This is a genomic window from Acinetobacter sp. yr461 (assembly GCF_900110445.1).
GTDB lineage: Bacteria > Pseudomonadota > Gammaproteobacteria > Pseudomonadales > Moraxellaceae > Acinetobacter > Acinetobacter calcoaceticus.
This window is the reverse complement of the sequence record NZ_FODU01000001.1, coordinates 44,265-66,546: the sequence shown is the minus strand read 5'-3', so window position 1 is coordinate 66,546 and position 22,282 is coordinate 44,265. Positions and strand designations below refer to the sequence as shown.

Below are 22,282 nucleotides of genomic sequence, written 5' to 3'. Positions count from 1 at the left end.
TATATTTTTATAATTAAAAACTAGGCATAATGATTATTTTTAGCTCAATTTAATATTTATTAATCCTGATAGCTTTTAAATCTCCCTCACTACAAATCAATAAATTATATTTAATAAATTTAGATAATTTGGAGCTTAATTATTTATTACAGCCCCATTTGATAAATCTGATTTCAACATATTTATATTGACCTGACTTGTGCACTAATGACATCAACCTTGTCTAAAAATGACATATCATCTTTAAATGCGGACGCTATTAAAAAATTACCCAACCCCCACCAAGAAGTACTCAAGCAACCGCTCTCTTTCATCTGGTTTATTAGGGTCTAAAAGCTGAACCATTGCTCCATCAATCACAAACAAAAACATGTGAGCATCTTGTTTTGAAGCATTTGTGTTGGTGGTTAAAAGCAAATTATAGATTTCATTAATCAGCCAGTTCCGATAATCAATTACGGTCTGATATGCCTTTGGATGTGTTTTCGAAATTTCAAAAATGGCTTTAAACGGCAAATGGTAAAGCCCATCTAAGTCGGCATGTAAAAAGTAAATCTTGCGCAGTTTTTCAAGTAACGTTAAGTCTTTTTGAACATAGATGATTGAAATTACTTCTTGTTTAAGTCCATCTTTTTGAAAGGTTAGGCTCATTTCAATCAGCCTTTCTTTTGAGTGAAAGTAATTATAAAAAGTCGCTTTGGGAATTTTTGCCGACTCGATAATTCGGTCGACCCCGACGTTATGAAAGCCATATTTATTAAAGAGAAATCTTGAAGTGTGAAGCACGTTTAAAGCACGAAATGGAAGATCTGAATGTGGCATAGTTTTACCGTTTTAAAATAAATTCTTGTTGTATATAAATGAGATAAAAAAGGCATAGCAAAGCCATAAAGACTGTGCTTGGCACATCTCAAGTTTTATTGTTGCTAAGTTTTAGACGTAATGATTTAAAGTCTGATAAGCCTAACGGCGATCAAACTGCTTTAAAAATTTTAAGTTGTGTCGTTATAACTTTTGGCAATAGCTGCCAAAAAATGATGAATGTGCAAAGCCAACTCCTTTTTATTTGGAGTTCTGCCAGACATTAAAATTATGGTGGCAGAACGAAAGGGGTTAGCAGACTGGTCAAACGTGGCCAGCACACCCGAAGGTGTCCCCCTCCGTTCCACCATAGAGGGGGCACGAGGGCTCAACACTAGAAGCGCGAAACTTCTAATGTACGTTTGATGCGGTCTGCTAAAACCGACTGGCGATGTAGGCCAGCAGGCAAAGAATAGTATTCAACCCTCTTTCAGTCAAGCACACGAAATGACAATCGTATTAAAATAGATCATTAAAAAGTAAGGATAAATAATTAAAATTTATTGTTAAATTGGGGTTTATAAAACATGCGTATAAAAGCAAATAGCTATTATTTCTGCTTTAAGAATTTCAAATAAATTGATAAAACCTCATTACAGGGGACGTAAATATGTAAATTTATTTTATTCCATCCCATTTATACCAGTATATTTATTTATCGAGGTATTTCCTCTTCAAGAGCTTTACGGACATATGGTATCAATTCTTTTTTTATTGCTCCAAGTAATTGAAAATTTTGCTTAGCCATATTTAAGCTAATACCATTTGCTCCCCCCATATAATCAGGATCTTCATTCTGAACATTATCATCTTCCCAAAAACAAACTGGACAGATTTCAAAAGAGCCATAGGGTAAGTCATCAAATGTAAGATAACCACAACATGGACATGCGTAAGACACTATTTTCTCCTATCGTTGTCTATTCCAATAAAGTATATCATCAGTACGTTTCAACATATTTTATAGATAGCTTATGAATGTAGTCCTTTATTTTTACCATTCAAGACTAAAACGCTTTTATAGCTATTATTAGTGATAGTTTATTCATTATTTAAGACTAATATGGATAATATATTTTTGATAACAATTAAATTTAAGTGATTTATATAAGGACTATTATGAGCTTGCATGAAGTGAGTATTTCTACTCAGAGACTGAGTTTAAACCCTTTTACAGCAGAAGATGCAGATGAAATTTACAACTGTATTACGCCTACCCTGACACGCTATATGGCTTGGGATCCTCAACCAAGACATGAGTTCGATCAAACTTGGAATGATTGGTTAAAAAACTTCAAAGCTGGATCTGAAATTATATTTGTTATAAGAGAAGCCCATACTCAAATATTTATAGGCCTGGTTGGCCTACATCGTATTCAAACTAGTAACCCAGAGTTAGGCATATGGGTACGCGAAGATTACCATTTTCATGGTTATGGAAGAGAAGCTGTATCAGCAGTCGCTAAATGGGCAGTCGACTTTGTTAAGCCTGACTATTTTATTTATCCAGTCGCTGAAGAGAACTATCCAAGTCGAAAAATTGCAGAATCTCTAGGGGGTAAAGTAGTTTCAAAATCTACAGGTCCAAAATACGAATTTGTAACCTATGAGATTCCTGTTAGCTTTTAATGCTATAAAAAATTATATAAACATATATTAATCAAAAAACTATCAATTTCTTAAAAGATACAACTTGCAAAAAATCACCTGCGGCAATATTTTAGAGTAATTGCTCTAAAATGAGATCTACTAATGAAAACTATAAGAATTGGTTCATATAACTGGATGCAAGCTACAAATGGTCAGCTTAGCTTTAAAGAGAAAATTAAGTTAATTCAAAAAATTATGCTGCCAAGTATTATGGCCTCTATAAAAATAAATTACTTTCGATTCAAAACTTCCAACGATTTTGATATGAATCAGATCGTAATACCAGATACTCAAATGGTTAAAGTCGCACTTGATGAACTAGAAGCAAAAGCAAATATATCTATCTGCAATCATTCATGGCGGACCTACTTCTGGGGAGCTGCCTTAGGCAATATACAAAAACAGCAATTTGACCATGAATCACTTTTAATAGCCTCACTTTTTCATGATATTGGCTTAACTGAGCAACATATTCAGAGTAAAGGTTGTAACTGTTTTACCTATGAGAGCGCCAAACAATTTGAGCTAAAAGCTAGAGAACATAGCTTTGATGAAAAGAAAAGTGAAGTTATTAAAAATGCCATCTGCTTACATATGAATGGCTATATAGATCATTCTGACCCAGCTGAAATTACTCTATTACAGCAAGGCGCATCCTGTGATGTGATTAGTGACGGTCTATATAGACTTCCCCTATCTTTTAGAAATGAAATTTTAGAAAAATACCCTAGAAAACAATTTAATAAAGAATTTATTGAGCTTATTGATTTAGAGAGAAAAAGTGTTCCAAATTCACGGACAGATTTATTATCTGAACTTGGTCTACCGCTCATGATTAAGTCAAATACATTTAAAGAGTAATAATCTTTTTACTTTTACGTTTCCGATATTGTGAAGGAGTTTCACCAGTCCAATATTTGAATGCTCTAGAAAAAGCTGAAGGCTCAGAAAAGCCTAGCAAGTAAACCACCTCATCACTTTTTAACTGTGTGTTTTCTAACAAATCGCGTGCAAGCTTTTGACGGTATTCATTTAATACTTTTTCATAGCTCGTACCAATTTCTTTTAAGTCAGTTCTTAAGGCTTTTGAACTGATATTGAGTGTTTTAGCAATATCATCTATTTTAAAATTTCCTGATTTTAGTTGATCTTGAAGAGTATTTTCGATTTTAAAAACCAGTTCATGCTTTTCTATCTGATTTAAAGATTCTTCAATAATAGTCTCATGGATTTTATTTAATGTTTTATTAGCCGCTACAGAAGAGTCATTTAGAATACTGGCATTAAACTTGATACACCCTTCAGGCATATTGAAATATACAGGACATCCCCAGATCTCTTGATATCGCTTTGCATCCGCACCTTCACGATAAGTCAGCCACACTTCTAAAGGCTTAAATTTTTCATTAGAAACATGTTTTAAATATGCTAATAAAACTGAGATCGCACATTCTAAATAGTGCCGAATAGAATGCTCTAAACCAATCAAGTAAGCATCCTCGCCTTTTACCTCAAGCTTTAAAACATCAAATGCACTGGTAAATAGATGATAATATTTTATTGCTGTATTTAGACCTTGACCGAAAGTAGCACTACTTAAGAATACATATTCAAATAAATCGCCACGTAGTACAGGCATTCGCCCGCCTACGACTAATCCAATATCTTTATTACCACTGACCTTTTCAGCAGCAGCCCAAAATTTCTCTTGAATACGATTGTCATATCTTACGTTTTTATCTGGGATATTCAGTGCATGCTCTAAAAAATTAACACTTGAGAAGATAGCATCCGTATCTAATCCCATGTCTTTCATTGTTAAATAAGTTAGCCAAGGAAAGATGCCCGCATCACTACGAATTTTTGATTCTTTTATAGACATGCTCACAATTACAAACTCAATCGAAACCAAAGCAATAGCTGAGTAAAATACCACCTAACTAAGTTAACAATAAAGTTTTTATTCAGTATGAACCGTAAGTTTAAAGCTCTTATACATGTAAATGTAATTTTCAAAAACGCCCCGACCCGATGTAAAAAGCAGAACGTATTGAGGACAAGTGCTTGATTAAATTTTAAGATTATTTCGGGTCTATGTATTCAATATAGGCTCTACCTTCTATTGGTTTCCCTTTAAATAGCCCATTATATTGGTAACTTCCCGCATAGCCTCCCGCCATACCATACTTAAAGTCACGGTTAGTAATACCATCGATTTTAATTAGCAGATTTCCATGATCATCATCCACTTGCCAACTAAATTTATGTGGTAAACGCATACTAATTCCATCTGGCGTCGTAACTCTTTCAGGCTCATATTCATGAACAATAGATTTAAAACCACGAGAATAAATTCCGCCATGGTCATCTAGAGAGCGCACATAGACTCTACTTTGCAACGTTAAACCTAATGGACCAAACGAATCTACAAATAGGACTTGGGTTTTTTCATCAATATTTAAAATTTGATAGGTAAAAAAGTTAATGGGAAGTTTGACACTAATGCCACGAGCATATTCGTAAGTACATAAACCCTTAATTTCTGTTTTTACACCCGCTTGCTCTACATATCCTTCGTACTCACACAGCAAAGCCCAATGGTCATATAAACCACCCACAAGATTCGTGAAGTGTGCAATTTTATCTGTTGCACGAAGCTTTAAATCAAAATTAAAGTTGTGGCCTTCACGGTGAGCATAAAATTCGGGATATGTTCCTTCAATCGTCACATCATTGCCAAACTTTAAGTAGCTACCATTAGTCACTAGTGTGCAATCTTTTTCTACACTATAGCCATTAAAGTGATCAGGGGTTCCAGTAGCTGTACCAATTAAAACGTTAGCCGTATCTACATCACTTGTCTTGATTAAATGTTGATTTCGAAATAGCTTAACTTGAGGTTGTCCCACGACCACAATAATATTTAGGAAATTAAAAGGTTCAGGTAAATTTGGAATCATAATTCCATAGTGAACACAGGTATATTTTCCTTGGGGCGTACTCAATGACGTATCTGGATTGAAAGGCATACTATTTATTAAACCCGAACGATCAATATTATTTGCAATTTTAGCTGGCAATGAAAAACGCATATGTCCCTTCCCTCACAATAATGATCAGCCATTTTTGATGTCAAAAGAGCTGTACCTGTAAAACAATTCCTAGAGGAATAGTAATTTCATTTTTTCTTTTTTTTTTGACATTGCTGTACTCAACCACAATCACACTATGTCAATTTTTTAATACACTAAAATTCTAACTCTCTTCAAATCCCTAACTGTTTGAACGAAAGTTTGGCATGAAAAATATGAAAAAATTACTGCTATTGCTCAAACAGGTTTACATTATTCAAAAGATGTTTATGACAAAGAAAGTTATGAACAACTCTTAGGACATCTTGAATATTTATTAGAATTAAAAGAAATTAAAACAGAAAATTTTATCGTGAGCTGACACCAAGTATTGAAACACCCAAAGTTGGATTCTTTGGTAGAAAGACAGATCTCTTATATCTGGAGTTCTGCCCCCACAAATCAAATAAACCCAATTGATTAAACATTTACAACATATTGATCTAAATTTTTTAATGCAAAATTAATCACCTCAGAAAGCTCTTCTTGTGAATATCCATCTCTTGCCTGAACAGATAGTCCATGCAGAACAAGTGCGTAATATTGCCCTAAGGTTTTAGGGTCAGCCTCTGCCACCAATTGACCGTCTGATTTTGCCTGAACAAATCTGTCGACTAGACTCTGACCCCGTGCAATACGCTGTACTTTCATCCAGTCTAAAACAGCTTGGTTCTCTTCACCTAATACACTCGCTGCAGACACAACCATGCAGCCATACGAGTGATTGGCTTGCGTGTAAAGCGCTAGCGCATCTTGAAATAATTGCGTTATTGCATCCTTAATATTTTTTTGCTTTAAAGCATTTAACGCAAAGTTACCTTCATTTTTTTCGTAGTGATTTACGGCCTCTCTAAACAAAGCCTCTTTAGAGCCAAATGCTTTATAAATTCGAGCTGAGGCAATCCCCAAAACTTCAACTAAATCTGACATTGATGTGCCTTCATAGCCGTGAAGCCAGAAAAAATCTCTCGCTTTTACGAGGGCTTCTTCTCGATCAAACTCTCTTGGTCTGCCAGCCATAATGACACTTCATCAAATTTATTACGTCTTTTTATTATTATTCGAAAAAAATATTTTCACAAATAAATCAATGAGATTTATTCAAAATACTTTCGTTTTGTTTTGATTTTCCAATAAAAAGTTGTTTTTATCCAAAATTAAGCCTATTGTTTGTCGATCAACAACCAATTAAGTTTTATTATGAAAACCATCAAAGGCCCAAGTATTCATCTTGCTCAATTTAGTGATGATGTTTTCCCTTTTAACCGTCTAGAAGATATTGCTGCTTGGGTAGCAAACCAAGGCTTTGAAGCGGTACAACTTCCTGCTTGGGACAAGCGTTTATTTGATGTCAATTTGGCAGCAGAAAGCCAAGATTATTGCGATGAAATATTAGGTACTTTAAACAATCATGGCTTAAAAATTAGTGAGTTAACGACTCATATTTTTGGTCAGTTAATGGCTGTGCATCCTGCTTATGACTCAATGTGCGATAACTTTGCCCCCTCTCATTTACATGGCAATTCAGCTGCTAGAACCGAGTGGGCAAAACAGCAAATGCTCGCTTCAATTCAAGCATCTGCCCGTTTAGGTCTTAAAGACATGGGGACATTTTCTGGCTCGCTAGCATGGCCTTATGTATTTCCATTTCCTCAAAGACCGTCAGGACTCATCGAAACGGCGTTTGATGAATTAGCGCGTCGCTGGCTTCCTATTTTGAATGCTTGTGATGAACAAGACGTCAACCTTTGCTACGAAATTCACCCCGGTGAAGATTTGCATGACGGCATTACATTTGAAATGTTTTTAGAGCGAACTCATAACCACCCACGTTGCCATATTCTTTTTGACCCAAGCCATTTTGTTTTGCAGCAACTGAACTATGTGGAATATATCGATATTTATAAAGATTTCATTCGCATGTTCCATGTTAAAGATGCCGAATTTAATCCTACAGGCCGCCAAGGAATGTATAGCGGCTATCAAAGCTGGGGAAATCGAGCGGCTCGATTCCGTTCTACAGGTGATGGTCAAGTTGACTTTAAAGCGATTTTTTCCAAGTTAGCGCATTACGACTACGAAGGCTGGGCAACATTAGAGTGGGAATGCTGCCTCAAAAATAAGGATGATGGCGCGCGCGAAGGTGCCGAGTTTATTAAACAAAATATTATTCATGTCACCGATAAAGTGTTTGATGACTTTGCTGCTGCCCCTGTGAATCAGACTCAAATTAATCAGTTATTAGGTATTTAAGGAATCGTAAGAGATCAACATGCAAACTCAATTATTCAATGAAAACTTATATAACGAATTCCATCATCATTACATTCACATCGAAAGTAAAAAATTACACTACGTCATCTTAGGGGAAGGTCCAGCTGTATTGCTTATTCCGGGCTGGCCGCAAACATGGTACGCGTGGCATAAAGTCATGGTTGAATTGGCGAAACAGGGTTATCAGGCAATCGCTGTTGATTTACCCGGCACAGGAAATTCAGCTCCACTGGATGGAAGCTATGATACGGGACGTATCGCTAAAATTTTATCGATGCTCATGACTGAACTTGAATATCAAACTTATTCGGTTGTTGGTCATGATATTGGGATGTGGGTTGCCTATGCGCTTGCATCTGACTTTCCTGAGTCAGTGACTCGTCTTGCGGTAACAGAAGCTGTGATTCCCGGTTTGGCCCCCGCACCTCCTATTTTTGTTGAGCCGAGTGAAAATATCTTTCTTTGGCACTTCATGTTTAACCAAACCCTAGATTTACCTGAAGCTTTAATCGCGGGCCGTGAAGATACTTATTTAAATTATATGTTTGATAAATGGTCGTGGCACAAAGATAAAGTTGCGACTGAAACTTATATTGAAGCCTATAAAATTCCGGGTCGTTTAACGGCAGGTTTTAATTATTACCGCTCTATTCCAGAGACCATACGTCAAAATAAAATTAGAGAAACTAAAAGTTTAGAAATGCCAGTTTTAGCCATAGGCGCTGAACATGCCACAGATAATGCGCCTTATGAAACCATGAAAAAGGTTTCACCTCATTTAACCAGTGCGATTGTAAAAGACTGCGGTCATTTCATTATGGAAGAACAGTCAGAAACATTTAGTTCTCTCATTTTAGATTTTTTACAGCAGGAAAAAAGCCATGCCTCTACTTGCTGAAATTGAAAACTGGCTTAAATCCAGACCAATCGCACAAGCCGTAAACTCCTTGCAAGAGCTAAGGGAACAAGTAAATAAAGACATTATTGATCAGCAAGGCATTCAACATGATGCAAGCTATCAGCAAAGTTTTTATGTGGCTGTGTCAGATGGTGCCGAAATTGAAGTGCGTGTTTATATTCCCCATTCTCTAGAAAACGCTGAGCAACGGCCCGCTTTGGTTTTTGCTCATGGTGGAGGCTGGTGTCTGGGAAGTTTAGACGCATGGGATCGCGCTTGTCGGTTATTAGCAGAATCAACTCAACAAGTTGTGTTTTCTGTGGACTATCGCTTGGCTCCAGAGTTTAAGTTTCCAACTCCTCTAAATGATTTTTTTACGGCATTCCGCTATATCAATGCGAATGCTTCACTGTTTGGAATTGATCCAAACCGTATTGCTGTAGGTGGAGATAGTGCCGGCGCAAACATAGCTGCGGCCACATGTCTAATGGCAAAACAACACCCAGAAATTAAGGTGAGCCATCAACTTCTTTTCTACCCAGCTTTAGATGCCACGATGAGTAGCAAGTCTTATAGCCAATACGCCGAAGGTTATGGTTTGGAATCATCCACAATGGTTTATTGCTGGGATCAATATGTGCAGCATGAAAGTGAAAAACAGAATGAACTTGTAAGTCCGTTACTCGCTCAGTCTTTGGAGGGACTACCAGATGCAACCATTTTTGTGTGTGAATATGATCCCGTTCGTGATGATGGTGAAAGATATGCTAAAAAATTGAAGGATGCGGGTGTTCAGGTGAACTTTCATTTGTTAGATGGAATGATTCACGGCGCGATTCACATGTTGGCAATTAGCCCCGAACAGGTAAAATCTATCTATAGCAAAATTCGTATGTAAATATATTTGTTTCCATTATTCAAACATATTACTTAGTCGGGCCACTCTTCAAAATTGTTTAATTACACATCTGGAGTGGCCCAATTACATTTTAACTATGGATATCGGTTATCCTCATTACGCTTATGACACCGTGAACTTAACGCTATTATTTTGATAGATTGGCGTAATATCCTTGCCATTGAGTGTCACCTTTTTGTAGGTGCCTTGGACTTTTTTAGCTGATAACACCGTATAAGTGCCTGCTGCTAAATTGTCTTTTGTGACAAGCTGCAATGTTCCATTTAAAGTAAGCGTATTTGCTACCTGAACTGCTGGAAGTACATTCGATTTTAAAGTGATGTTGAATGTCGTTCCTGCAAGCTGAGTTAAATGACCCGCAATGTTAACTGTTTTAGCTGCGTTGGTTTTTAATAGGCTATTTTCATGCATATAAATATCGCCTTGACCAGCACCATGCTCAGACAATATTTCTAAACCACCCTGTTTTAAATCAATACCGCCAGTAAAAGAGTTATTTCCTGTCAGTGCTAAAGTTCCCGTGCCTGATTTAGTGAGTTTACCTGCACCCGTAATGTCATTACTCCATTGGTCATATTGGCTAAAGCCACCTAAACTCGCATCCATGGTCAAATTTACATCACCATCAAAACTGCCATAACCTGCGCCCGCTCTGAACAGGTTTAAGCGACCATATCCTTCGGCATCATCCATGACAGGATAACCCGAAGCAAGCGCAGTCGATTTTAGTACTACACGGCGCTGATCGGCTGTTAAATAAGGAAGTCGGGTTTCCAGTAAAACCTCAGCCCCTTTAGGCACTGTTGCTATTTTTGTTTTATCGCCAATTTGGTTAAAACCATAGGTCATCCAGTGATTAACCTGTTGTTTTAATTTTTCAAGATCGGCAAAACGGTCATTCGCGTCATAAGGTGTTTTAGCCAAACTATAAAATGATTCAAACGTTGAGCTATTGGTTTCTTTCATAAGCTGTGTCTGCGCTTGAAGATACGCTTCTTTTCGTTGCTCTACAGTCATGGCATTTAAGTTCGCAACATCTGCTGCAATTGACTGAAGTCGTCCACCAATCACATCCATAGCTGAATGCATTCCCGCAATAATACGTGAATCACCCAAATCTAAACCACGAGCGATCAGTTCTTGATAACGCTGAGGCACTAAATAAGCCATTGCAATTGCATTTCGGCCAGCTTCGGCAGTGTGTCCACTTGGGAAACCACCGTCCGTTGCTGGTGTACTACTTTTTGCAGACTCTAAACTAGGCACTACAATAACTTCAGAACTCCAGCGCCACGGACGAGCATATTTATAAAAGCGTTTTGCTGATTCCGTCGAAGAGTTATTTCCCATCGCTTGAACAAATTCAACGACTTTTCCAAAGTTGGCATTTCCATCAGCCGTCGTCAGCCCACTATTATTTCCTTTGTCATCATATTTTACTTGTGCGGCATCGGCTGGCACTGAATTGATTGTGGTGGTCTGCCCAGTAAGCTTTCTCCATGGATCGGTTAATGCTCCCATCCCTGTCGTCACGCTATAACTTTTTCCACGTCTATCATCTAAATAGGCACGTATAGCTTCTTCGTCTGTACGTTTATGAGTCGTCTGAATTGAATAATTAATATTGTAGTTCAATACATCTGCATTCTTTTTTGTACCGTCCGTACTGTCACCCGGCAAACCTGCCCAGTTTGATTCGACTACCGCCGGAAAGCCGTCTTTTGCCTCCGCAGATTGACCCGCATCTACAAATAAACTTGAGGGCGTCCATACATCTAAAAAGCCACTCAGCACACGTACACCAGCATTTGTTTCAACCGTTGCATAACGTGCATCACCACGTTGATTGGTCATCCATGAATCTACAATGGTGGTGATATTTGATGGTACAAAAGCGGTATCTTCATATCCTACGCCCTTTGGAGCTGCTGGTATTTCTTGATTTGCTGTCGAATTATCATCAGAAGAATTGCTGTCATTACAACCTGTAAAAAAGACCGAACAAGAGATAAGAGAAAGTAAAAGTGTATTTATTTTAAAGCTTGACATGATGTGACCCGTTTAATAAATATCCGTATCTTTCATCATTAATGTTTAGCTGTTATTACATATCACTAGTTAATTTAAATTTATTCTAAATAATATCTTTGCAGTTTTATAGGTCAGAACTGCTCATAAGCAAATGAATAAGGAAATTCTTTAAAGACAAGGATATCTAGGTTCAGAGGACGCAATTGTGAAACATTCTAGGTGATACTATACTCACACTAAGGAACGCCATGTTTGATATGGGCTGATTCGGCTATCGATATAGAATTATAAGAGTACAACCACTCTAATTAGAACTATCAAAAACGATTAAAGGTGCTCTCTATCACACTATCAACAATATACATATAAGGTGTATTTCACATGAATAACTTACAATATTTTGAGCTAAAAAGTGCCAGATCAATTTTATTATTACTTGCACGTGTACTGCTAGTTGCTCTTTTTCTCATCTCAGGTATACCAAAATTGATTGGGTTTGAGGGCACTGTGGGTTACATGCAATCATTACATACCCCTCTCCCTGTTGTTGCAGCCGCTATTGCTGTAGCAATGGAAGTAGGTGGTTCTCTTCTTATTGTGCTTGGCTTCTTTACCCGTCCAGTTGCTTTAATTTTTGCTTTATACACACTAGGAACTGCAATCATCGGCCATGCGTATTGGAATATGACAGGTGATGCCGTTCATCCTAATATGATTAATTTTTACAAAAATATAAGCATTATAGGGGGATTCATTTTATTAGCGTTCACTGGTCCTGGAACTATCTCTTTGGATAAAAAGTAATATCATTGAGTTTCCAGTTAATTTAAAAAGCATTGGGCTAAACGCAATAAACAAACATAACGAAGTTAAGAAAAAAGAGAGCTTTAGCTCTCTTTTTTCTTAAAAAAACTCATAAAAAATAAGAAGAACATCAAAAATTATTCAGATGCGGTAATTGTTCAAGAAAATCTTTTAAAGGCATTGGACGTCCCCATAAATAGCCCTGAAACTCAGTACAGCCATTGTTTTTAAAAGTGCTAAATTGTTCAGCGGTTTCTATTCCTTCTACTAACACACGAAGGTTCAAATCTAGTCCAATTTTAATAATACCAGTGACTAATTTATTACTACGTTTATCATCCAAAGCTGCTTGTACAAAGCTACGATCAATCTTGATTTGTCTAATGGGCATTTTTTGTAAATAGCTTAAAGATGAATATCCTGTACCAAAATCATCAAGAGAAAGCTGAATTCCATTTTTAGACAAGAAATGCATTTTTTCAATCATGCTTACACAATTCGTTAAAGCAATATTTTCAGTGATTTCTAATATGAGTCGAGATGGATTTATCTCATACTGCTGAATCAGCCCGATCACAGTCTGCTCAAAGTTTGGTTGCATGAAGTGATCAGCACTAATATTGATTGAAAGTGTAAGATCTTTGGTCTCGTCTTTTTTACTCCAATCTTTTAAAACTTTACAGGCTTGAGCCAATACCCACTCCCCAATCTCTGGCATTAACCCAAAAGTTTCGGCCGCGGGAATAAAATCTTTTGTGGGAACATAACCTAAAACAGGATGATGCCATCGTAATAAAGCTTCTGCGCCAATTAGCGTTTCAGAAGCATTAATTTGCGGTTGATAAAAAAGCTCAAATTGTTCTTTTGCCAGTGCTAAGCGTAGGTCTTGCACCATGGTATTTTCTGTTTGTATCTCTAATTGCATGGTGTAAATTGAAATACAAATCATGAGCGTAGCGACACAAGTTGCAATCCATCCACCATGGTCACGAATATCTTCGGGCAAAGGTATAGCGCTCTCAAGATTAAAAGAGCTGCCACTAAAAAATATAAAGCACCCGATCGATAATAGAATTAAAACGATTTGCAAAAAGCTTGGATTTCTACGGTAATTTAAATATCCCAATATCGCCCCAGCAGGTAAAAACAATTGAGCCACCTGCGGACGGTCACTTGTAGCTACATCAAAAAATAAGCAAAAAATGACTGGAAAAACAAGCAAAACGACTTGAGATAAAAGAATGCCCGCTGAAACACGGTTGATATAAATGAGAAAAAGGCTAAATATGGAGATCAGTGTAAAAAAGATGTCCATACCAACAATCAACCACATTTGTGCAAATGCGAAATATATGGTCCAAAACAAGCAAAAAATAATGCAAATAAAGATATTCGCTTTTGCTGCGATTGTAAGCTGCTGATCCTTTACGGCACGGTAATTTTTCTGACGTTTTTTAAAGTAAGATGAAGCTATCATAAATAAATCAACCGTAAAATATTTCTTCATAGACCCCCATCTTGCTCATTGATTTTCCTTTTCAATATTCACCAATAAAACTTCATGTTTTATTCCCTTATTCTTTATATGATTCGTCTTGAGATCAGTGTTATTTTAATTTTGGTGGTACAGTCCAGTTGTTTAATTGAATGATGTTGCTTTTTCAATCACCCTATAATTTTAAAGTATTATTCCCTAACGATACATGCCTCAGCGACGAAGGTACAGGCTTTAAATAGTGAAAAATTAGAACATTACCATTTTTAGAATATATCGTTTCAATGATTGATATTAATAATAATTATCATTACTATTTAAGAATATCTTAAATGTTTGTTTAATTGTGCTACTCATTACCAATTTGTGGGCTCCTCTGCTATGAACCTGAATGTAGATAAACAAGTATGGTTTAGCCAAATTTACCGTTCTCAGCAAACCACGCTCTTGTCATGGTTTAAACATAAACTTCAGCATCATCATCAATCTGAAGACCTGAGTCAGGAAGTGTTTTATCGTGCTTTAAAAAGCGAATATTGTTTTAAACAAATTAAGGAACCACAAGCATGGCTAATGGGAATCGCCAAGCATGTCATGATTGACTATTGGCGCCGTCAACATATTGAAAATCTCTATCTAGATACCCTACAAAACCTTCCAGAAGAATATTACCCCTCTGCCGAACATGAAGTTCATATTCAAGAAACCTTGTATCAGGTTCATTTAATTTTGGAAAAACTCCCGACCCGAACGGCTCAAGTGTTTTTGATGTCTCAACTAGACGGCATGACTTATAAAGAAATTAGTGAAAAAATCAATATTTCTGAGGCCACGGTAAAAAGAGATATGAAACAAGCTTTTTTGGCATGTATAGATCTTTATAATTAAACCTGTTAAACGCGCTTAAATTTCTCTCCTATGTCAGATATCACTAAAATCCCTCACCATGTTTTAGATGCAGCCGCAGATTGGTTGGTACTTTTGCATTCAGGGGAAATGACAGCGTTACAGCAGCAACAGTTTGAGCAATGGAAAGCTGAAAAAAAAGAACATCAATTAGCACTCCAGCAAATGGAAAAATTTAGCCACGGTTTATCAAACCTTGCAGATAACTTCCCTTCAGAAGCTTTGGTTCAGTCTAATCAAAAATTTAATCTCGCTGCAAAACGCAATATGCTGTTAAGCCTTTCAGGTTTAGTCATTGTTGGCTTGTCAGCCTACTGCATACCTTGGGAAAAATGGCAGTCCGACTACCACACCCAAGTGGGCGAAATTAAGAAAGTGCTATTAAAAGATGGTTCTCAACTCATTATGGCAAGTAATTGCTATGTCGATGTAAATTTCACGCAAGAGACACGACAAATAAAATTAATTGATGGCGAAATCTATATTGAAACGGCAAAAGATGCTCAGCATCGGCCATTTATTGTCGAAACCAAGAATGGTTCAGTAGAAGCCTTAGGTACTCAATTTACGGTTCGCCAAGAAAATAGCGAACAAACAAAAGTTAAAGTTTATAAACATGCAGTAGCCATTGAGCCAGAGAACTCATCTAAACGGCAGATATTAAAACAAGGTCAGCGTGCTTTTTTTGATGAAAAATATATTTCAAAATCACTTCCACTCGATAATGATCAGCCTTACTGGACACAACAACTTTTAGTGGTAGATCAGTGGCCGCTACAAAAAGTGTTGGATGAACTATTCCGCTATAAAAAAGGAACCTATAGCATCGACCCAGAATTAAAAAATATTAAGATTTCTGGCGTATTTTCTCTAAAAAACCCTCAGCAAAGCTTAGAAACTTTGGCCTATAGCCATCAACTTGAACTGACCTATTACAGTCCTTATCTGTTAAATATTAAAAAAAGATAAAAAAACATGACCCTTTTTTTGATCTGGTTCGACTTATAGAGAAATACACTCTCTGTCGAGAAGACCACATGAAGGATTATCAAGCAAAAAGTAAATTGGCTTTGGCTATACGTGCAGTACTGTGGAGTACGCCATTGGTGGTCACGGCGCTTACCACAACTTCTGCTTACGCTGCACAAACTTATAGTATTTCAATTAATCAAAGCACCCTTGATCAGGCCATTAAGCAACTTGCGATTCAAACAGGTACAACCATTAGCTACGATAATGCCAGCCTTTCAAAAACGAAAAGCAAAGCACTTAAAGGGAATTACGCTGTTGACGATGCTTTAAGTCTATTATTACAAAATCATCCGTTTGAAGCAGTTAAAGTCAACAATAGCGGCTATAGCATTCGAGTAAAGTCATCTCCCGCTCCGATTGAACCCAAAGTCTTTCAGTTAGAAGCAATTAAAACCAAAGCAAATAGCAGTAAAGAATTTGATACGGCGGGTGGTGTAGCAGGTACGGCCCATTTAGCAACAATTCATGTTAATGCTGATCATGGCGAAAACCTAACAACCGAAGGTTCAGGTTTATATACGGCGAAAGCCACCACGGCTTCTACAGGCTTAGCTTTAAGTTTGAAAGAAACACCTCAACTGGTCAGTGTAATCACCAACCAACAAATGAAAGATCAGAACCTGACACAATTAACCGATGTTGTCAGTCAGGCGGCAGGACTCTCTATTAAACAAGGCGGAAATATTGGTAGTGATAATTCCCCTATTTACGCTCGCGGTAAAGAAGTAGATAGTTATTTACTCGATGGCGTGAAGCTCATGAGTTCATATTCAAGTATTTTCCAAAGTCAGGACATGGCTTTATTTGATCGTGTAGAGGTTGTGCGAGGTGCAAATGGCTTAATGACGGGTGCTGGAAGTGCAAGCGCAAGTATCAATCTGGTCCGCAAAAAACCATTACAGGACTTTAAAGCTTCGGTGAGTGCTGACATTGGTTCTTGGGATTCTTACCGTACCGATATTGATGTTTCTACACCGCTTAATGAATCAGGAAGTATTCGTGGTCGTACCCTATTTGCCTACCAAAAATCAGACTCCTATATCGACCGCTACAACGAAGAACGTAAAGTGGCTTATGCCGTAGTAGAAGCTGATTTAACCGATCAAACCAAAGGTAGTTTAGGTGCTAGCTATCAACAAATTGACATGACTGGCGTCGCTAGAGGTGGCTTACCTAGCTTTTATACCGACGGGACATTAATCGACTGGTCTCGCTCAGATTCAGCGGCAGCGAGTTGGACGGGGTCTGACCGTTCTACTACATCTTACTTTGCAGATATTGAACATCAGTTTAATGACCGCTGGAAATTAAAAGGTGTGGTGTCTAGAACCATTACAGACTCAGACGAAATTGTAGGCTATACCTACTCAAGTAAAGGAATCGATAAGGCCACAGGCAGCGGCGCGATGTTGTATGCAACCCGTTGGGATTATCGCCCAACTCAAGACTTGTTCAATTTAACCTTAAACGGTTCATTTGATTTGTTTAATCAAACTCATGACGTAGTACTCGGCACGACTTACACAAAAAGTAAAAATAAACGCCCTACCTATTCGGGCTGGAATAACACAGTTGACGATAAAATGACATGGGATGGAACTCTAAACGATATTTTTGCTTGGGATGGTAGTACACCTAACCGCCCCGAAACAAAAATAGATGGCTGGTACAGCGGAGATGACCGTAGCCAATCTATTTTTGGTGCCATTCGTCTTAAAGCAACCGATAATCTTGCAGTCATTTTAGGCACACGTGTAGAAGACTGGGAGCGCGTAACGGGTAACCATTCAGATGCTAACAATAAGACTACCTATACAACACAAGAAGAAAGCGGCAAAGTCATTCCATATGTCGGTGTTACCTATGATTTCACTGACAACTGGACTGCGTATGCAAGCTACACCAATATTTTTTCACCGCAAGATAAGAAAGCCGTTACAGGCGAATACATAGACCCATTAATAGGTAATAGTACCGAGCTGGGTATTAAGGGTGAATTTTTTGATAATCAGTTAAATGTCGGAGCGGCTGTTTACCAAACTAAAGAGGACAATACTGCTGTCGCGTTAACCGATGTATTTGCCCCAGATGGTTCTCAAGCATATCGAACAGAATCTGGCACTGAAAGCCGCGGCTTTGAAATTGAAGCGACAGGTAAGTTGACCGATTTATGGCAAGTTTCAACAAGCTTTAGCCGTAACTTATCAAAAGATAGCCAAGACAACCGATTAAATACCAGTGTACCAAATAACACAGCCAAACTGTTTACTACCTATACCCTGCCTTATCTTGATGAAGCCCTTACTATTGGTGGCGGTGTTCGTTGGCAAAGTGAAATCTATGAGAAAAATGCAGTCTCTGCAACGGGTAGATTTACTCAAGAAAGTTACGCTTTAGTCGACTTAATGGCACGTTATAAAGTGAACAATAATCTTATGCTCAATTTTAATGTTAATAACTTATTTAATGAGAAATACCATTTAGCGACGACAAATAGCTATTACGGCGCTCCAACCAATTTTCGAGTGGGCGTGAAATATGAGTGGTAAATAGATCAGTCGACTTCTAATAACCTTACTTCAGAGGCAAATAACGTTCTTCTGGAGTAAGGTTAAATCGGCTTAATAAGCTGGACTAGAATATTTTCGACTAAGCTCAGGCTATAATATTAGACATGCTCTATTATTTTATTTAATTCTCATATGAAGAATGCATTTTCTGACAACAATCAAATTAGACAAGTTTCTAGTTTCCCTGAACTTATAAGTACAAAGTTTCAAGGAGAGGCAAATGCGATGTGTTGGCACAGAAATTTGGTTGGTGACTTTAAAGAAATTGTGAATAAACTTCATTTAAAAGAAAACATTACAGAAGTTACTGTTGAAGACCTTTTAGCGCTACAGCTTTCAGAACAAGGCAATTTGGCAAGGAAAACTATTTTAGAAGATATCGAGCAGTTAACTGAATTTGGTGCATCGCCAGTACTTAACTTACTTAAACATTATGAGCGCGATGAAGAGCTAGATTTCATTTCAACAGACGTATATTCATTTCATGTTGATCGCTCCCCAATTGAAACCGACACCTTTTTATGTACTTATCACGGCGCTGCTAGCGATATTGTGCCCAATGATCAGGTTGAACAAAAAGTTTTAATCCCAGAAATTAGAAACAAGCTCAAAGAATTACATGATGGCCCAGATGCTGAATTTGAAGCTTTCTTGGCAGAGTATTTTTTTGATTTACATTATCAACCTAAACTTAACGCCCAACCTGTAAATTTAGGCACAGGACATTTGTGGCGTTTGGCTGTAGACCATCCTACACAGCAGGTTTTACCTTGTGTTCATAGGGCACCTATTGAAAAGGATGGCGAGTATCGGTTGCTACTGATTTGTTAAGTGTTTCAGTGGTTCTTATATTCATCATTATTTTTTCTATTGTTAATATATGACATTCACACGAACCCAATCCTCATACTTGGTTGCCTGAACATTGGTACTCGATGTAATTGCCCCATGAATAGGAATAATTTCTTTCATTCCTGTAGCGACTCCTGAACGTATTTTACTCCCTGATCCTCCCCAAATTTGGGTATGGCCAGCATCTTGATAGAGTACATATGCAACAGATGCTGTGCTTGCAGCAGATTTAAGTTCAAAGTTATTGTCTGAAGTTACTGCCAATTGATACGGTGTATTTTGGGTACATTGGACAGATACATCCGTTCTTGCACCAGCAACTGGCTGAGAGCGAACAACTGAACCAAAATCTAAATTTCCTTGTGTGGAAACTTCACACGTTTCTACAATGGTTAAACTGACCTTTAATGCTGTAGATGTATTTCCAGCATCTGCACTATTTATTATCAGCATTCCCACAAGAGAAAATAAGGCATATCTAATGACTTTCATTTCTTCTCCTTATATTTTCGTTCTAATATCTATTCGTCTTTATATTGTTATTTCTCTGTTCTTACTAAAGAAACAGTTTTCAGGATGGTTTAGTTATAAAACTTAATATTGCGGATTGTCAATCAATACTAAACAAATGATTTTCATATTATTTTTTATAATTTGTGACGTATTGCACGCAATCTAATTAATTTTAAAAGTAGTTGATGTTTTTTATTTCTCTTAAACACATATTTTGTCATCATTTATCACAATGTATACCAGTCTACTCGCCTTACTTCTAAAGATTATTAATAATCTGATCATCGGCTTTTGAGACCCAATTTAATGATTATGTCCATTATCGCAATTGCATAAAAAAAACGATCAAAATAATATTACGGGAAATAGATTATAACTTTACATATTATTTATCTTATTGATTCAATATAAAGAAGATTGTGAAGTTAAATTTAAAATGAATCATTCTGGCGATTAAAGCCATCCATTTTTAATTAGAGAAACTATTGATATGAAAAAATATTTATTATTACTTTTACTCAGCTTTTATTCGATTCATTCATTTGCTTCAGACAAACTACATGGCAGTGTTTGGAAAACAATTGATGATGCAACCAATGAACCCAGAGCACTGGTAAAATTTAGCGAAGATAAAAATGGTAACCTCTCTGCTAACATCGAAAAAATACTCGTCCCAAACGAAGCCAACAAATGTACGATGTGTGAAGGTACCTACAAAAACAAATCTTTAATTGGTTTAACCATCGTCAAAAATTTAAAAAGTGTAGGTCAAAATAAATATGACAAAGGATCTATCCTCGACCCACAGTCAGATAAGACATATCGTTTTAGTGCAACAATGTCACCAGATGGGAGCAAACTTATCGCTCGTGGATACATTGGTATCTCTGCAATTGGTCGGAACCAAACGTGGTATCGAATTAAATAAGCTTCGAGGTCTTTAAAAGACTTTATTTATAAATCGCATGGTTTTTTGACTTAATCTGTTATCTCAAGAGCCATGCAATTTTTTGAATATTCTTAGGTTAATTAATAAGTTTAATCATGTACTAAACCTATAAGTAAATAGTTTTAAAAAGTTCTTATTTTTTCATGCACCAATTTTAACTAAAAGGACAACTATCAAGTTTAAGTGATAAATAATGCTTTTTTATTCATAAATATAAACTCATCTTTGCATATATCCATTCCACTTTTTCATATTTTTATTAATCATAAATTTTCACTAAGATCGAGTAAATTTCGAAAATTACTGGAAATATAATGTTGTTTGCAACACATTTTCACTTTAAAAATGCGGTCTTATCATTAGGGGTTCTCAGCTTTGCACTTTTAACGGGTTGTGGAAATAATTCACAGCAAAATAATGAAACTAAGGTAGAAGCGCCTCAAACTGCGTCTGCTGCTGAACTTCCAAAAGAAGTACGGTTTGCTTGGGGCGGCGGCCCACGAGTTTGGGTTCTTGGTAAAGCTGATGGAGATTTTGAAAAAGCTTTAGGTACAAAAATTAAGTGGGTTGAATTTGCTTCGGGTGCAGATGTAATTAATTACTTCGCCGCAAACGAAATTGATATTGCTCGTTTTGGTTCAAGCCCAGCTGTTGCTGGTATCACTCGTGGGCTACCAATTGAAATCATTGGTTTGGAAGGTCTAATTTCTGGTGCAGAACGTTTAATCGTCCGTCCTGACATTAAAAACCTGCAAGATCTAGTAGGTAAAAAAGTTGCCTTCCCCGCAAACTCCACTGCACAATATGCTTTAGAACAGGCCCTTGCATTAAATAAAATTGATAAATCAAAAATCAAATTAATCCCACTTAAGCCTGCTGAAATTGTTTCTGCATGGACACGTGGTGATATTGATGCAGCCTATGTTTGGGGACCATTTACTCAGCAGCTAGAAAAAGAAGGCGGTAAAGAAATTTATCGTACAACGACGCTAAATGAAAAAGGCATTTTGGTTTACAACAACTTTGCTGTCCGTAAAGAGTTTGCAGAAAAACACCCTGATCTTGTAATTAAATTCTTGAAAGCTTACCAAGAACAAGTTGATGAATATAAACAAGATCCTAAAGCTGCTTCCCAAAAAATTTCTAAATATTTAAGCCTTCCATATGATCAAGTCGAAACCACACTTGCTGGTATTGAGTATATTCCTCTGAAAGATCAAGCCACTGAAAAATATTTAGGTGCGACACCAAACGATGAAAACTCTGGCTTAGCTAAAGCAACTCAAGATATTGCTAAATTCTTAGTCAATATTGGCGAGTTGAAACAATCAGATGTTCCAAAGAGTTATGCGCCTAATATCGACAGTAAATACCTTATTGAAGCGACAAAATAAGGT

At 37.0% G+C, this 22,282-nt stretch carries 20 protein-coding genes and 1 pseudogene; 13 read left to right on the top strand and 8 right to left on the bottom strand.

Annotated features, from left to right (window positions below):
* Positions 1-267: 267 nt before the first annotated feature.
* Complete coding sequence (locus tag BMW38_RS00360) at positions 268-822, bottom strand: TetR/AcrR family transcriptional regulator (protein WP_092705387.1); 555 nt, start codon at positions 820-822, stop codon at positions 268-270.
* A gap of 694 nt (positions 823-1,516) precedes the next feature.
* Complete coding sequence (locus tag BMW38_RS00345; protein ID WP_092705384.1) at positions 1,517-1,762, bottom strand: CPCC family cysteine-rich protein; 246 nt, start codon at positions 1,760-1,762, stop codon at positions 1,517-1,519.
* Between the two features lie 218 nt (positions 1,763-1,980).
* On the opposite strand from BMW38_RS00345, the gene BMW38_RS00340 reads away from it, so the two are divergent.
* Complete coding sequence (locus tag BMW38_RS00340) at positions 1,981-2,490, top strand: GNAT family N-acetyltransferase (RefSeq protein ID WP_092705383.1); 510 nt, start codon at positions 1,981-1,983, stop codon at positions 2,488-2,490.
* Positions 2,491-2,613: 123 nt separating this feature from the next.
* Positions 2,614-3,372 carry an HD domain-containing protein gene (locus BMW38_RS00335; protein WP_092705382.1) on the top strand — a complete coding sequence of 253 codons (759 nt, stop codon included), beginning with the start codon at positions 2,614-2,616 and terminating at the stop codon, positions 3,370-3,372.
* Here BMW38_RS00335 and BMW38_RS00330 read toward each other — a convergent pair.
* The gene (locus tag BMW38_RS00330; protein WP_092705381.1) at positions 3,362-4,393 is read right to left on the bottom strand and encodes an AraC family transcriptional regulator; all 1,032 of its coding nucleotides are present in this window, start codon (positions 4,391-4,393) and stop codon (positions 3,362-3,364) included. The two genes, BMW38_RS00335 and BMW38_RS00330, sit on opposite strands and share 11 nt — an antisense overlap.
* A 199-nt stretch (positions 4,394-4,592) precedes the next feature.
* Positions 4,593-5,603 (bottom strand): DUF6670 family protein, encoded by a 1,011-nt coding sequence (locus BMW38_RS00325; protein ID WP_092705380.1) that lies wholly within the window; start codon positions 5,601-5,603, stop codon positions 4,593-4,595.
* Positions 5,604-5,817: 214 nt separating this feature from the next.
* Here BMW38_RS00325 and BMW38_RS00320 point away from each other — a divergent pair.
* A pseudogene (locus tag BMW38_RS00320) lies at positions 5,818-5,961 on the top strand (NUDIX hydrolase N-terminal domain-containing protein); the annotation flags it as partial.
* Positions 5,962-6,062: 101 nt separating this feature from the next.
* Here the strand turns inward: BMW38_RS00320 and BMW38_RS00315 are convergent.
* The gene (locus tag BMW38_RS00315; RefSeq protein ID WP_092705379.1) at positions 6,063-6,662 is read right to left on the bottom strand and encodes a TetR/AcrR family transcriptional regulator; all 600 of its coding nucleotides are present in this window, start codon (positions 6,660-6,662) and stop codon (positions 6,063-6,065) included.
* 180 nt (positions 6,663-6,842) lie between these two features.
* Here BMW38_RS00315 and BMW38_RS00310 point away from each other — a divergent pair, with 180 nt between their 5' ends.
* From BMW38_RS00310 to BMW38_RS00300, 3 genes are read left to right on the top strand one after another with little or no spacing between them, the layout of a single operon-like run.
* Positions 6,843-7,895, top strand: a complete 1,053-nt coding sequence (locus BMW38_RS00310) for a sugar phosphate isomerase/epimerase family protein (protein WP_092705378.1) — start codon at positions 6,843-6,845, stop codon at positions 7,893-7,895.
* A gap of 19 nt (positions 7,896-7,914) precedes the next feature.
* A complete protein-coding gene (locus BMW38_RS00305) occupies positions 7,915-8,814 on the top strand; it encodes an alpha/beta fold hydrolase (RefSeq protein WP_092705377.1) in 900 nt (299 codons plus the stop codon).
* A complete protein-coding gene (locus BMW38_RS00300; RefSeq protein ID WP_092705376.1) occupies positions 8,798-9,712 on the top strand; it encodes an alpha/beta hydrolase in 915 nt (304 codons plus the stop codon). The genes BMW38_RS00305 and BMW38_RS00300 overlap by 17 nt, the downstream gene beginning before the upstream one ends.
* 123 nt (positions 9,713-9,835) lie before the next feature.
* On the opposite strand, the gene BMW38_RS00295 is transcribed toward BMW38_RS00300, so the two are convergent.
* Complete coding sequence (locus BMW38_RS00295; protein ID WP_092705375.1) at positions 9,836-11,782, bottom strand: acid phosphatase; 1,947 nt, start codon at positions 11,780-11,782, stop codon at positions 9,836-9,838.
* A 363-nt stretch (positions 11,783-12,145) separates the two neighbouring features.
* Here BMW38_RS00295 and BMW38_RS00290 point away from each other — a divergent pair, with 363 nt between their 5' ends.
* Positions 12,146-12,568, top strand: a complete 423-nt coding sequence (locus BMW38_RS00290; RefSeq protein WP_092705374.1) for a DoxX family protein — start codon at positions 12,146-12,148, stop codon at positions 12,566-12,568.
* A 130-nt stretch (positions 12,569-12,698) separates the two neighbouring features.
* On the opposite strand, the gene BMW38_RS00285 is transcribed toward BMW38_RS00290, so the two are convergent.
* Positions 12,699-14,075, bottom strand: coding sequence for an EAL domain-containing protein (locus tag BMW38_RS00285; RefSeq protein WP_092705373.1), 1,377 nt, complete (start codon positions 14,073-14,075; stop codon positions 12,699-12,701).
* Positions 14,076-14,444: 369 nt separating this feature from the next.
* Here BMW38_RS00285 and BMW38_RS00280 point away from each other — a divergent pair, with 369 nt between their 5' ends.
* From BMW38_RS00280 to BMW38_RS00265, 4 genes are all read left to right on the top strand, one after another.
* Positions 14,445-14,951, top strand: coding sequence for a sigma-70 family RNA polymerase sigma factor (locus BMW38_RS00280; protein WP_092705372.1), 507 nt, complete (start codon positions 14,445-14,447; stop codon positions 14,949-14,951).
* A 30-nt stretch (positions 14,952-14,981) separates the two neighbouring features.
* On the top strand, positions 14,982-15,938 hold the full coding sequence (locus BMW38_RS00275; RefSeq protein WP_092705371.1) for a FecR domain-containing protein: 957 nt from the start codon (positions 14,982-14,984) through the stop codon (positions 15,936-15,938).
* Between the two features lie 68 nt (positions 15,939-16,006).
* Entirely contained in the window at positions 16,007-18,550 is a 2,544-nt protein-coding gene (locus BMW38_RS19510) for a TonB-dependent siderophore receptor (RefSeq protein WP_092705370.1), read from the top strand.
* Between the two features lie 153 nt (positions 18,551-18,703).
* Positions 18,704-19,402, top strand: a complete 699-nt coding sequence (locus tag BMW38_RS00265) for a DUF1826 domain-containing protein (RefSeq protein WP_092705369.1) — start codon at positions 18,704-18,706, stop codon at positions 19,400-19,402.
* A 42-nt stretch (positions 19,403-19,444) separates the two neighbouring features.
* Here BMW38_RS00265 and BMW38_RS00260 read toward each other — a convergent pair whose 3' ends face one another.
* Positions 19,445-19,915 carry a Csu type fimbrial protein gene (locus BMW38_RS00260; RefSeq protein WP_092705368.1) on the bottom strand — a complete coding sequence of 157 codons (471 nt, stop codon included), beginning with the start codon at positions 19,913-19,915 and terminating at the stop codon, positions 19,445-19,447.
* Between the two features lie 511 nt (positions 19,916-20,426).
* Between BMW38_RS00260 and BMW38_RS00255 the strand changes: the two genes are divergently transcribed.
* Both BMW38_RS00255 and BMW38_RS00250 read left to right on the top strand, forming a co-directional pair.
* A complete protein-coding gene (locus BMW38_RS00255) occupies positions 20,427-20,864 on the top strand; it encodes a DUF2147 domain-containing protein (RefSeq protein WP_092705367.1) in 438 nt (145 codons plus the stop codon).
* A gap of 335 nt (positions 20,865-21,199) precedes the next feature.
* Entirely contained in the window at positions 21,200-22,279 is a 1,080-nt protein-coding gene (locus tag BMW38_RS00250; protein WP_092705366.1) for a taurine ABC transporter substrate-binding protein, read from the top strand.
* Positions 22,280-22,282 lie beyond the last annotated feature (3 nt).